Raw genomic sequence first — 13,066 nt, 5'->3', positions numbered from 1 at the left:
GCCGGTGGGCGCCTCGGACCGAAGCGGGCACGTCCCGGTAGGGCGGACAGCGGGACATACAGTGGCCCGATGACGACCGACAGCATAGGAACAACGCCGCTGACCAGCATCGACGGCATACGGAACTTCCGGGACGCCGGCGGGGTCGGGGCGCTGCCGCGCGGCCTGCTCCTCCGTTCCGGGGCCCTGGACGGTCTGACGGCCGGGGGCGCGCGGGCTTTGGAGGACGCGGGCGTGCGTACCGTCGTCGACCTGCGCAGCCGGCCCGAGGTGTCCGACCGGCCCGACGCCCTGCACGGCGCCGGGATCAGGTACCTGCACGTGCCGGTGTACGCGGAGCAGCGGTGGCCACGGGAGCAGATGGAGCTGTATCCATCGATGGCGGAGCACGCCGGGCGCTCCGTGCTGGCGGTGTTGCGGCGGCTCACCGCCGAGCGGCCCGAGCCGGTCCTGGTCCACTGCGCCTCCGGGAAGGACCGGACCGGCGTGGTGGTCGCTGTCCTGCAGACCCTGTTCGGTGCCTCCGAGGCCGAGGTCACCGCCGATTTCGTACGCACCAATGCCGAACTGGGCCTCGGTCGCACCGCGCCGACGGGTGCGCGGGGGCACAACACGCTGCCGGTCGAACCCCGGCATCTGGAGCGGGCCCTGCTGTGGATCCGGAGCCACCACGGTTCCCTCGCCGGTTATCTGCGTGCGCACGGCGCCGCGCCGCAGGAAATTCCCGGCGTCGACGGGATCGGCGGGACGCCCGTCCGCTGAGGCCGTTGGAGGGCGGAGCGGGCGGGTCGTTCCGCTCGACGGCGCCCCGCCGGGCGGTCCCGGTGCCGGGACCATAGACCTGCCGAGGCCCCTCCGGCTTCGGGTCGCCGGCCCGGCGCCGCGCTCGCCCGGCCGCACCGCGGGGCCGTCCGGTGGTGGAACGAACCGCTCGGGTCAGGCGGCCAGTGCGGCGGGTTCGCGCAGATGGGCGGCGGCCGTTCGCCATGCCTCCGTCACCGCCGTACGGGCCCGTGCCGTGCGGAAGGCCCGGTCGCCGGTCAGCTCCAAGGACGTACCGACATGGACGTGGAGGTCCGGGCGGCGCAGGGGCGCGGTCACCAGACCGGCCACCTGCTTGGCGGCGCCGCCCGAGGCGAGCCGGCGGGCGCCCGCCTGGCCCACCGGGACGACGGGGGCGCCGGTGTACTCGACGATCCGGGCCAGGCCGCTGCGGAACGGGCCGGGGGCGGCTTCCGCGGCGTCCCGGCGGCGGGGCAGCCCGCCCTCCGCGTAGATGAGGACCAGGCGCCCCCGCTCCAGGGCCCGTGCGGCGAGGTCCAGCGAGGCCGCCGCCCGCCGGTCTCCCCGGACGACGGGGATGTGCCCCTCGTGGGCGAGCGCGCGGCCCAGCAGCGGAATCCGCCACAGCCCCGCGGCCGCCATGACGACCGGCTCGACGCCGAGGCGGCGCAGCGCGGCGATCACGACCGCGGGGTCGGCCAGGGAGGTGTGGTTCGCGGCCACGAGGCTTCCGGGCGCGAGACCCGCGCCGGGGTCGGTGGTCACCGACAGACGGCCGGCCGCGGGCACCAGCACCTCGGCGATACGGCTGAGCATGAACGGGCTCCCTGGGTAAGCGGGTTCGGGTACGGGCGATGTCGTTCCTCATCGCGTCCGTCCCTCATCGTCAAGGGCCGGGACGCTGCGGCGCCTGAGTGCCGGTACTCATCTCGCCGCCCGTGGGGAGTCGGCGGGAACCGCCTCGTGGAACCGGGCGGTTCGGCGCTTCCGGCGCGGTCCGGTGCCGAACACCGCAGCCTCTCATGGTGGGTGACGCGCGTGCGTGGCGACCCCTTCCCCGGACCGTCAGAAGCCCGGCGCGTCCAGGAGCTTGTTCCGGCCATGAACTGGCAAATTCCTCTCACGGGGTGGCCAGTTAAGCGATATGCTGATGCAGAATGTGCAAACGATTTGCAGAATAAGGAGGGTCATGGCTACTCGGGCGACCGACGCCGGGACGAACCAGAGCGTCGAACGGGCTGTCTCGGTGCTGCGCGCACTCGACTCCGGCCGCGCCGAACTACGTGTCTCGGACGTCGCCGAACTCACCGGGCTGGGCTCCTCGACGACGTCCCGGCTGCTGTCCACCCTCGAACGCCTCGACATGGTGGAACGCGACCCCGTCAGCAATCTCTACCGCCTCAGCCTCGGTATCCTGCCGCTCGCCGCCACCGCGGCCAACCGCCACCCGGTGCACCGCGCCGCCCGCATGGTCCTCCAGGACCTCGCCACCCGTACCGGACTCGGGGCCAATGCCGCCATCCGCCGCGGCACCGAGCTGATGTTCCTGTGCAACTTCGAGGGCGCCCGCGCCCCCAAGTCCTATACGCAGGCCGGGCACAGCGCCCCGCTGCACGCCACCAGCATCGGCAAGTGCCTGCTCACCGGCCTCACGCCCAAGGAACGCCGCAGGCTGCTCCCCGAACCGCTCACGGCGCACACCGACTTCACGACCACCAGCCACGATCTCCTCGACGCCGAGATCGAGACCGTCCGCCGCACCGGATACGCCGTCGAGGCCGAGGAGCGCGCCCTGGGCCGGGCCTCCCTCGCCGCACCCGTCCGGGACGGCTCGGGGGACGTGGTCGCCGCCATCTCCCTGTGGGGCCCCACCTCCCTGCTCGGCAGCCACACCGAGGCCGAGGGACAGCGCCTCGCCCTCACCCGGGAGGTCGTCGAGGCCGCCGACGTCATCAGTCAGGCACTCGGCGCCCTCTGAGCCGCCGCGCGAAGAGACCCGCGAGGGGCCCGGTGAAAGGTCGACAGCCTTTCACCGGGCCCCTCCGCCGTACCGGCGGGCGCCGTTACGCGCCGTACGCCTTGAACGCGGTCACCTGGGCGTGCCGTGCCCCGTGCGTCGCGTCCACCACGAGCCGCAGCGCGTCGGTCCGTACGGGCCCGCCGTCCTCACCGGTCAGTGCGTGCACCCGGTGGCGGCGGCGGTTGTCCGTCACCGTCAGCAGGGTGCGCCAGCCGCCGTCGGGCTCGCGGCTCTCGATCCGGTAGTCGCGGACCAGCTCCGGCATGACCTCGAACGGGGTGCGGTGCCGGTGCAGGTTGTTGAGGTACTCGTCGACGTCGTCGTCGAAGACCACCCGCACCTCGGCGATCCGCTGCTCGCCGTCCCAGTCCAGGCGCAGCCACTGCTCGGCCCGGTCCGGGTCGGCCAGCGGTGCGGACGACCACTTCTGCGGGCCGCCGTAGGGGCGCTGGTAGCCGCCGACGGCGCGCTCGGGCAGGAAGGCCCCGGTCTCCGGCGTCGCACGGAACGCGAAGGTCTGGCGCCGCAGTCCGCGGGCCTGCCACTCCAGGACCAGCTGGCCCTCCTCCTCCGGGATGTCGTGGTCGACGGCCGCGTCCCCCTCGACCCTGCTGCGCAGCGCGAGGACGCCCTCGGTGCGCTCGGGCACCAGGACCAGGGCCGCGCCCGGGCAGGACCGGACGATGAGGACGACGTTCTCCGGGGTGTCCGGACGGTGGTCGAGCCGGGCCGTGACCCAGTGGGGGCCGCCGGCGGGCACGGTCACCGTGGTGGCGAGCAGCCGGTCGACCGGGACGGCGTTCTCGGGGCGGCCGGTGCTCCACAGCTCCACGGCGAGCTCGACCGACCCCTCCGGGGCTCCGTGGACCAGCAGTTCGACCGTGTCGAGCGTGGGGTCCACGGGCAGCAGCAACGCGAGGTCGCGGCTGAGCGGGTACGGCTCGCCGGGCGCCGCCCCGGCCGGTTCGGCGGCCAGCCGCCCCAGGTGCGAGGAGGCGCTGACCCTGGCCGCGCGCGCCAGGTTGCCGGGGTCGTCGTCGGTGAGGCCGATGACGGAGGCGTCCTGCCGCAGCAGGGTACGACGTACCAGTTCGGGCCGTTTCGTGGCGAGTTCGCGCGGGGTGAGGTCCTCGGCGACGCACAGCGCCGCGGCGGTTCCGGCGGCCTCGCCGAGGGTGGCGCAGGTGGCCATGACCCGGGTGGCGCCGAAGGCGATGTGGGTGGCGGAGATGTTGCGCCCGGCGAAGAACAGGTTGGTGACGTTCGCCGAGTACAGCGAGCGCAGCGGGATGTGGAAGATGCCGTCCGCGTAGCGCTGGCGGGCGCCCGGCTCGTCGGCGTACATGCCCTGGACCGGGTGGAGGTCGACGGACCAGCCGCCGAAGGCGATCCGGTCCTCGAACTGGCGCTGTTCGAGGATGTCCTGCTGGGTGAGGACGTAGTCGCCGAGGAAGCGGCGGTACTCGCGCTTGCCGGGGAGGCTGCCGACCCACTCCAGGGTGAGGTTCTCGGCGTCCGGGAACTCCCCGGAGTTCTTGATGTGGTCCCAGATCCCCATGATCACGGACTGGAGTTCGTCGCGGATGCGCTCGTTGTCGTGGACGGTGTCGATCTCACCGCCCCACTCGATCCACCAGTAGTCGCAGCCGTTGTCACCGGTGCGCAGGACCCGGTTGCGCAGGATGGGCGTGGTGGTGAGGTCGCGGGCGGAGTCGGGCGCCACGAACTTCACCGGGCGGCCCAGATCCTTGGTGTGGAACAGGATCGTCGAGCCGAGCAGCGCCTCGTCCTGCTCCTCGGGCGCCCAGGGCTCGTCGAACTCCGCACGGGCCTCGCGGCCGATACGGTACTCGGCGCCGGCCAGGTGGCCGAGCAGGCCGTCACCGGTGCAGTCGAGGAACTGCTCGGCGTGGAAGGTGATGCGCCGCTCCGAGCCCATCATCCAGCCGGTGCACGAGTGCAGCGCGCGGGCGTCGTCCGGGCCGGTCGCGTCGACCTCGCGTACGTCGGTGTTGAGGTACAGGTCGATGTTGGGCTCGGCCCGTACGGCGTCGAGGACCACCTGGTCCCAGTAGTACGGGTTGCCCTCGGGGTTGCGGTACTGGTTCTCGGTGTACAGCTCGCCCATGATGCCGGTCTCCCGGGCCCACCGGTGCACCCCGTGGGCGGTGGCGCCGCAGACCCAGACCCGGATCTCGCTGCTGGCGTTGCCGCCCAGGACGGGCCGGTTGTTGACCAGGGCGACACGTCGGCCGAGCCGGGCCGCGGCGATGGCCGCGCAGGTCCCCGCCAGGCCGCCGCCGATGACGGCGATGTCGTAATGGACCTCTTCTTCCCGCACGGTGCGGCCTCCTTGGAGTGAAGCTCGGATACTCTCCGCCACAGCGGAGCGTCCTTGAACGTACATCACTTCCATATTGTGCAACCACTGTTCAGCCAGTGGGATGTGTTGTAGATTTCCGGCGCAGCCACAGACGATCGCCACCACGGACGCCCAGCTGGGCCCGCGGTTCGTTCGACGGCTTCGCCGGTTCTGCACAGATCCGGCGATTCACCGCCCAAAAGGGTTGACGCCGTCGCACGATATGGAGAACGATCCCGCATGCTGCAACTTGCGTTCAATGGAGCATGTATGGCATTCCTGCAGGGTCTCGGTCGAGGCAGAGGGCGGAGCGGCCCCACCGGCACAGCCGGGCGTGCCGCACCCGTCCGTCCGCGCACGGCCGCCCGCGGCACGCCCCGCACCAGCGCTCCTGCCCCGTTCGAGAGGACACACCCATGAGTACGGCCGCACCTCCGCAGAAGGCCGCTCCACGCCGTGAGCGGGCCGGCGGACGGCTCTCCAACGGCGCGTTCGCACTGTTGCTGACCGCGCCGGGAATCGCCCTGTTCGCGACGATCATCATCTATCCGCTGCTGTCGGCCCTGGTCACGGGCTTCTTCAAGCAGGACCTGCGGCTGCCGGGCCGGGAGTTCGTCGGGCTGGAGAACTTCTCCTACTGGCTGGACGGCGACTTCCTCACCATCCTGAAGCAGACGCTGGTCTTCACGGTCGGCGCGACCGTCGTCCCGTTCGTGATCGGCTTCGCGCTCGCCCTGGCGCTGAACTCGGGCCTGAAGGGCAGCGGCTTCCTGCGCGGTCTGTTCCTCTTCCCCTGGGTGATCCCGGGCGTGGTGGTCTCCTTCCTCTGGATGTGGATCTTCAACGCGAACTACGGCGTGCTCAACGGTGTCCTCATGAAGGCCGGGATCATCGAGGAGTCGATCTCCTGGCTCGGCCAGCCCGGCACGGCCATGCTCGCGGTCATCATCACCAAGACCTGGGCCAGCTTCCCGTGGATGATGGTCATGCTCCTGGCCGGTCTGCAGACCGTGCCCAAGGAACTCCACGAGGCGGCCTCGATGGACGGGGCCGGCTCGATCCGGCGCTTCTTCGCCGTGACCTGGCCGCAGGTCCGCGGCGTCGCCTCCATCGTGCTGCTGCTGGAGTTCATCTGGAACTTCCAGCACTTCGACACCATCTACGTGCTCACCGGCGGCGGCCCGGCCGGTGCGACCGAGACCTTCGCCACCGCCGTGTACCAGACCGCCTTCAAGGGCTTCGACATCGGCCGGGCGACCGCGCTGGGCGGCCTGTGGATGCTGCTGCTGCTCGTCCTCGTAGTTGTGTACCTCAGGATCACCGAGCGGAAGAACGACGCCTGATGACTTCCACGACCACCACCCCGCTGTCCGGCACCGACCGGCTGAGCCCCGCCGCCACGTCCTCCGGGCGCACCGCGCGCCGCCGGATACGCAAGGACCTGCTGCGCTCGCGGATCGTGGCCTGGACCGCCGTCCTGGTCATCGGCGCCTTCGGCATGCTGCCGGTGTACTGGCTGCTGGTCACCGCGCTGAGCAGCCCCGAGCAGACCTTCCAGTTCCCGCCGAGGCTGATCCCCACCGAGATCACCTTCAGCAACTTCACGGCCCTCGCCGAGAACGACCAGCTGATCAAGTACCTGGTCAACTCGCTGATCGTCGCCTCGATCACCGCCGTGCTGAGCGTGGTCGTCGCCACGTACATGGGCTACTCGTTCTCCAAGTTCCGCTACCGCGGACGGCGCTCGCTGATGCACATGGTGCTGGCCTCCCAGATGTTCCCGCAGGCGCTCCTGCTGGTGACGCTGTACGCGGTCTTCTCCAGCTTCGGCCTGCTGAACACGTACACCGCCCTGGTGTTGTCCTTCACCACGTTCACGATGCCGCTGTGCGTGTGGATGCTGAAGGGGATCTTCGACACCATCCCGGACGCCCTGCTGGAGGCCGCGTCCATCGACGGCGCGTCCCGCTGGCGGACGCTGCACTCCATCGTGGCCCCGCTGGCCGCGCCGGGGATGATCGCCGCCGGGCTGTTCGCCTTCGTCCGCGGCTGGAACGACTTCATCTTCGCGGTGACGCTGGCCGACAAGGAGAAGCAGACCCTGCCGCCCGGCCTCGTCTCGACGTACATCGGCGAGTTCCAGACCGCCTGGCCCGAGCTGATGGCCGCCTCCCTGGTGGTGTCCGTCCCGGTGGTCGTCGCCTTCATGTTCCTCCAGCGCTACCTCGTCGGCGGTATGACCGCCGGTTCGGTCAAGAGCTGAGCCCGCGGGTCCCCCGCTCCCTCCCCCACGTGTTCCCCTTCCGCCCAACCCTCAATGGAGAGACAACCATGACCACCTCTGGTCTCAGCCGGCGCGGCGCGCTTCGTATGTTCGGTCTCGGCGCGCTCGGCGTGGCCGGCGTCGGCGCCCTGAGCGCCTGCGCGCCGTCCGGCCCCAGCTCCTCCTCGAACGGAGGCGACACGAAGTCCAAGAACTTCGACTTCACCTCCTGGTCGCTCAACGAGGAGGCCGCCAAGCCCTCCATCGAGAAGATCATCAAGGCCTGGGAGAAGGCCGAGGGCTCCAAGATCCGCGCCGTCTCGTACCCGTACAACGAGTACCTGAGCCAGCTCACGCTCAAGCTCGGCGGCGGCGAGACCACCGGTGCGATCCACCTCGACATCGCCTGGCTCGCCGCGGTGGCGCAGATGGGCAAGCTCGTCGATCTCGGTTCGGTGGCCGGCAAGGGCGGATACACCGACGTCGCGCTGAACAGCGGCAAGTACGACGGCAAGCAGTACGGTCTGCCGTGGAACACCGGCTCGATCGGCCTCATCGCCAACTCCAAGCTCCTGGCGAAGGCGGGCATCAAGAAGCACCCGACCACCATCGAGGAGTTCGAGGACGCGCTGCGGGAGCTGAAGGGCCTCGGCGGCGGTGTGGTGCCCTACGCCGCGGCCACCAAGGTCGCCCAGCTCAAGGACATCTTCCCGTGGATGCAGACCTTCGGCTGCACGCTGCTCGACGGTGACAAGGTCACCATCGGCGACGACGCCTCGATCGACGCGGTCACCTGGTACAAGAAGCTCCACGACCAGAAGCTGATCGCCGCCGACGTGGACCGCTTCGACGCCCGCGCCCTGTTCGGGCAGGGCAAGGCCGCCTTCTACGACGACGCCATCATCGGCAAGGGCGTGACCTCGGCCCAGTCCAAGGACAAGACGCTGGCCGACGCCATGCAGCCGATGCAGCGTCCCGTGCTGAAGGCGGGCGACACGCCCCAGGCGCTGCTGTGGGGCGGTGTCATCGCGATCGTGAAGGGCAAGGGCCAGGACGCGGCCACCGACTTCGCGCTGCACGCCACGACCGACCAGGCCACCGTCGCCCAGTACTTCGCCGAGCGCGCCCTGCCGCCGTCCACCACGGCGGGCCTGGCCGACCCGAAGGTCGCCAAGGACACGTTCTCCACCGAGTGGACCGAGAAGATCACCAAGACGGCGACCGGCAGCCCGTTCTGGCAGTTCGCGCAGAACGCCCAGATCGAGGAGGCCGTGGCCAAGCAGGTCCAGGCCGTCCTGGTCGGCAAGTCGAAGCCGAAGGACGCCATGAAGCGTGCCGCCGAGGAGGTCACGGACCTCATCAAGCGCTGATCCGGCGCTCGGCGGCCACAGGGCCCGGTACAGGCGGTTCCGCCGGTACCGGGCCCTCCGGCATCCCGCACCCGACTTCCCCAAGACGTATTTTAGTTTCGTATTGTGCACCCTCTATTCGTGATCTGGGATCAGTTGTAAGCTCCCGGCGCAGCGACGGGGCAGTTCTGCAAGAGGGATGCTCCGTTCGCCTCACCCCCGCATCCGCGAAGGAGCTCACCTTGCGACGTCCCACGGCACGCGTGTACGCGGCCTCGGCAGCGGCCCTGGCCGCCCTGCTCACGCTCGTCCCGGCCGCCCAGGCCGACGGCGGCACGGACGGCACGGCCGTCGCGGCCACCACGGCCGCCGCCACGGCGATCGAGAAGATCCCGTACGCGATGGACTCGTCGAACCAGGCCGCCTGGTGGTCCCCGGTCGCCACGTACAAGGGCCGCGGGCAGTACACGTACTTCGCGTTCAACGAGCCCGGCGCGACCGCGGCCACGCACCGTCCGGCCATCGCCCGGCGCGACCCGGACGGGGTCTGGAGCCGCCTTCCGCTGCTCGACAAGAACGGGCAGCAGGCGGAGTTCGCCGACGACAACGGCCACAACCAGCCGTCCGTCGCCCGCGACGGCAGCGGCCGGCTGCACGTCTTCACCTCGATGCACGCCGACCCCTGGCGCTACTTCCGCACCGAGGCCCCGGGCACCGACGTCACGGACCATTCGTCCGAACTGCCCGACCAGGGCGTGGGCATCACGTACCCGGTCGTCACCACCGCCCCCAACGGCGACCTGTACCTGGCCGCCCGGGTCGGCTCCGGCGCCGACAAGCGGCCCGGGAAGCTCTACCGCTGGGACAACGCCGCCTCGAAGTGGAGCGTGGTCGCCACCTTCGCCGACGCGCTGAACCGCTCGGTGTACCCGGACGACCTGATGGTGGACGCCACCGGGCGCGTGCACCTGCTGTTCGAGTGGGCGAAGGCCCCGGCGACCGGCTTCCGCCACCAGCTCACGTACATGAGCTACGACCCGGCGTCCGGCACCTTCGCCGACAGCAGGGGCGCCGCGATCACCACGCCGGTGACGCCGGCCACGTCCGACGTGATCCAGGACCTCACCGCGGGCGAGGAGTGGAGCATCGACAACGCCTACACCGGCCCGGCGGTGCAGAGCGCCAAGCTCACCCTGGACGGCTCCACCCCGAAGGTGGCCTACCGCTACCGCTCGGCCGAGAGCGGCGCCAACTTCCGCGTCTACTACGCCTACCCGAGCGGCAGCAGTTGGGTCAGCAAGACCGTGTACGCGGGCGGCCAGACGGCCGCCGCCATCGGAATCACCTGGGACGCCACGGACACCAAGCGGGTGTACTACGTGACCACCACCGGCACCGACCGGGTCTTCGCCGCGACGCAGAACGCGGACGGGGCCTGGGTCGCGCAGTCCGCCGCGCCGGGCGTGACCGCCGACCGGCTGGCGGTGCGCCAGGACTCGGACGGGTCCGACGTGCTGTACCTGCCGATCACCGCGAGCAACTCGCTGTACTACGGGCGTCGCTGAGGCCCGCGCCGCAGGCCGCCGCCCGCCCCGGACCGTGGCGCGGGCGGCGGGCCCCGGTTCTCCCCCGGCTCCTCAGGTCAGGGCCAGCAGACCGACCGCGACGGCCGCCGCGCCGAGCCCCACCAGTTGGCCGCGGTGGATCCGCTCGGCGAGCACGCTCCGGGCGAGCAGCACCGTACCCGCCGGGTAGAGCGCGGTGATGACGGCGACGACGGCGAGGTCCCCGCCGCGGGCGGCCATCAGGAACAGCAGGTTGGCCACCGAGTCCAGGGCGCCCGCGGCGGCCGACACCGCGTACGCGGGCCGCTCGGTGCCCAGGCCGGAACGGATCACGACGGCCACGCCCAGCGTGATCGCCGCGGAGACCGCCCGCCCCACGATCAGCGGGGCCACCCCGCTCCCGGCGGGCGCCTGGTTGAGGCAGATGAGCTGGACGGCGATGGCGGAACCGGCACCGAGAGCCAGCAGCAGCGCCCGGCGTGAGGGCCGCACCGCCCCGGTACCGTGCCCGGCGCTCACCATCACCACCGCGGCCAGCGCCAGTGGCAGGCCCACCAGCCCGGCCGCCCCGAGGTGTTCGCCCTGCACCAGGCCCACCCCGACCGGAAGCATGGCGGAGACCACCGCCGTGACCGGCGAGAGCACGCTCATCGGGCCGATCGCCAGGGTGTGGTAGAGCAGTGCGAACGCGCCCGCCGAGGCGACCCCCGACGCGACACCCCAGCCGAGCGCACCGGGGCCGAACGAGGCCCCGAGCACCGGCCACAGGGTCAGCTCCACCGCCAGCGAGGCCGGCGCCGCGATCACGACGGTGCGCAGTACATGGGCCTTGCGGGCGCCGAGTCCGCCCAGGAAGTCGGCGCAGCCGTAGACCAGGGAGCTGCCCAGGGCCAGCAGCAGAGCGATCACGGTCCGCCCCGCCTCCTCGGGCCCGTACCGCTTCCGCGCCGTACCCTCCGGCTCGCCATGCCCCACCCCTCCCATTCGCCCCGGGAGCCTACCGGGGCCAACTCCCTTCACGGCAAGGGCCTTTGGCGGAGATTTACCGGGAATGCGGAACGGCCGAGGTCAGACTCCGGCGGCTCCGTCGATCCGTTCCCGGATGAGGTCGGCATGGCCGTTGTGGCGCGCGTACTCCTCGATCAGATGGACCAGGATCCAGCGCAGGGAGACGCCCTGGTCGCCGAGGTACTCCGCGTCCGGCCCGGGGAGGAGCCCCGTGTCGTCGAGCGCGGCGTCGGCGCTCAGCTCCCGGCCCCGGGCGATCTCCGCCCGCCAGGCCGCCGTGGCCTCCTCGATGCCCCGGTCCGGTGCGAGGGCGAATCCGTCGGGGCCGGCGTCGTCGAAGACCCGGGGGGCGTCCTGCCCGGCCAGCACCCGCTGGAACCAGTTGCGTTCCACCTCGGCCATGTGCTGGACCAGGCCGAGCAGGGTCATCCGGGACGGGGACGCGGTGGCCAGCCGCAGCTGTCCGTCCTCCAGTCCCGCGCACTTGAGGGCGAGCGTCGCCCGGTGGAAGTCCAGCCAGGATTCGAGCATGGCGCGCTCGTCGGCGCGCGGGGGCGGGACGGGTCGTCCGTCCGGAGTCGTCGTCATGGGCACTGCCTTCCAGGCGGCGACCGCCGGGAAACCCGGGCGGGGAGCCCGTGGAGGAAATCGTGGAAGAACGCGCCGGAAAAGGAGACAGGATCTGTCGGGTTTCCCGTGCACGGTGATGCCATGAACGAGGAAACGCACACCCCGAACACCACCCGAAGCACCCCGCACACCCACCCGGACACCCCCCGGGACACCCCGCTCACCGGCCGGATCGCGCTCGTCGCCGGAGCCACCCGGGGCGCCGGCCGCGCCCTCGCCGTCGAACTGGGCCGCTCCGGCGCCACCGTCTACGTGACCGGCCGCACCACGCGCGCCCGGGTCAGCGAGGTCGGCCGGAACACGGAGACCATCGAGGAGACCGCCGAGCTGGTCACCGCGGCCGGCGGCACCGGCATCGCCGTCCCCACCGACCATCTCGACGAGGAGCGGGTACGCGCCCTGGTCGAGCGGATCGACCGCGAACAGGGCCGGCTCGACATCCTGGTCAACGACCTCTGGGGCGGCGACCACCTGCTCATCCGCTCCGTCTTCGGCAAGAAGAGCTGGGAGACGCCGCTGGCGGACGGGCTGCGCATCCTGGAGCTGGGGGTGCGCTCGCACGTGATCACCGCGGCGCTCGCCCTCCCCCTCCTGATCCGCTCCGACGCGCCCCTGCACGTGGAGGTCACCGACGGGACGGCGGCCTCCAACCGCCGGTACCGCGAGAACCTCTACTACGACCTCGCGAAGGGTGCCCCCATCCGGATCGCCTACGGTCTGGGCGAGGAGCTGGCGGAGTACGGCGGCACCGCCGTCGCCGTCAGCCCGGGTTTCCTCCGCTCGGAGCAGATGCTCACCCACTTCGGGGTCACGGAGGAGAACTGGCGCGACGCCATCGCCCAGGAGCCGACCTTCGCGATCGCCGAGTCCCCGCTCTTCCTCGCCCGGGGCGTCGCGGCGCTCGCCGCCGACCCGGACCGGGCCGCCCGCTGGAACGGGAAGTCCACGTCCAGCGGCGAACTCGGCCGGGTCTACGACGTCCGGGACGCGGACGGCAGCCGGCCGGACGCCTGGGCGTTCATCGAGGACACGGTGTACGGCGGGAAGGAGGCCCCGGCGGAGGACTACCGCTGATCCGGGCGGGAG

11 protein-coding genes are annotated in these 13,066 nt (G+C 71.5%); 7 read left to right on the top strand and 4 right to left on the bottom strand.

The features are described from left to right. Window positions 1-69 precede the first annotated feature (69 nt). Entirely contained in the window at window positions 70-762 is a 693-nt protein-coding gene (locus tag ACWC97_RS16670; RefSeq protein ID WP_450649951.1) for a tyrosine-protein phosphatase, read from the top strand. A 174-nt stretch (window positions 763-936) separates the two neighbouring features. On the opposite strand, the gene ACWC97_RS16665 is transcribed toward ACWC97_RS16670, so the two are convergent. Further along, window positions 937-1,599: a lysophospholipid acyltransferase family protein gene (locus tag ACWC97_RS16665; RefSeq protein WP_450649949.1), complete on the bottom strand. Its 663-nt coding sequence runs from the start codon at window positions 1,597-1,599 to the stop codon at window positions 937-939. 373 nt (window positions 1,600-1,972) lie between these two features. Between ACWC97_RS16665 and ACWC97_RS16660 the strand changes: the two genes are divergently transcribed. Continuing rightward, window positions 1,973-2,761: an IclR family transcriptional regulator gene (locus ACWC97_RS16660; protein ID WP_352278698.1), complete on the top strand. Its 789-nt coding sequence runs from the start codon at window positions 1,973-1,975 to the stop codon at window positions 2,759-2,761. Window positions 2,762-2,846: 85 nt separating this feature from the next. Here the strand turns inward: ACWC97_RS16660 and ACWC97_RS16655 are convergent, their stop codons facing one another. Further along, complete coding sequence (locus ACWC97_RS16655) at window positions 2,847-5,144, bottom strand: FAD-dependent oxidoreductase (protein WP_450649947.1); 2,298 nt, start codon at window positions 5,142-5,144, stop codon at window positions 2,847-2,849. 437 nt (window positions 5,145-5,581) lie between these two features. On the opposite strand from ACWC97_RS16655, the gene ACWC97_RS16650 reads away from it, so the two are divergent. From ACWC97_RS16650 to ACWC97_RS16635, 4 genes are all read left to right on the top strand, one after another. Continuing rightward, window positions 5,582-6,508 carry a carbohydrate ABC transporter permease gene (locus ACWC97_RS16650; RefSeq protein WP_352278701.1) on the top strand — a complete coding sequence of 309 codons (927 nt, stop codon included), beginning with the start codon at window positions 5,582-5,584 and terminating at the stop codon, window positions 6,506-6,508. Continuing rightward, on the top strand, window positions 6,508-7,428 hold the full coding sequence (locus tag ACWC97_RS16645) for a carbohydrate ABC transporter permease (RefSeq protein ID WP_352278702.1): 921 nt from the start codon (window positions 6,508-6,510) through the stop codon (window positions 7,426-7,428). Before ACWC97_RS16650 ends, ACWC97_RS16645 begins: the two co-directional genes overlap by 1 nt. Before the next feature lie 68 nt (window positions 7,429-7,496). Continuing rightward, window positions 7,497-8,798: a sugar ABC transporter substrate-binding protein gene (locus tag ACWC97_RS16640; protein WP_352278704.1), complete on the top strand. Its 1,302-nt coding sequence runs from the start codon at window positions 7,497-7,499 to the stop codon at window positions 8,796-8,798. Window positions 8,799-9,019: 221 nt separating this feature from the next. Then, a complete protein-coding gene (locus ACWC97_RS16635) occupies window positions 9,020-10,342 on the top strand; it encodes a BNR-4 repeat-containing protein (protein ID WP_352278705.1) in 1,323 nt (440 codons plus the stop codon). Window positions 10,343-10,414: 72 nt separating this feature from the next. On the opposite strand, the gene ACWC97_RS16630 is transcribed toward ACWC97_RS16635, so the two are convergent. Both ACWC97_RS16630 and ACWC97_RS16625 read right to left on the bottom strand, forming a co-directional pair. After that, window positions 10,415-11,251: an EamA family transporter gene (locus ACWC97_RS16630; RefSeq protein WP_450649943.1), complete on the bottom strand. Its 837-nt coding sequence runs from the start codon at window positions 11,249-11,251 to the stop codon at window positions 10,415-10,417. A 159-nt stretch (window positions 11,252-11,410) separates the two neighbouring features. Then, a complete protein-coding gene (locus tag ACWC97_RS16625) occupies window positions 11,411-11,938 on the bottom strand; it encodes a DinB family protein (protein WP_352278709.1) in 528 nt (175 codons plus the stop codon). A 123-nt stretch (window positions 11,939-12,061) separates the two neighbouring features. Here ACWC97_RS16625 and ACWC97_RS16620 point away from each other — a divergent pair, with 123 nt between their 5' ends. Then, on the top strand, window positions 12,062-13,054 hold the full coding sequence (locus tag ACWC97_RS16620) for an SDR family oxidoreductase (protein ID WP_352278710.1): 993 nt from the start codon (window positions 12,062-12,064) through the stop codon (window positions 13,052-13,054). Window positions 13,055-13,066 lie beyond the last annotated feature (12 nt).

The sequence above is a fragment of the Streptomyces sp. NPDC001108 genome (assembly GCF_053598535.1).
This window is presented reverse-complemented; position numbering and strand designations above follow the sequence as displayed.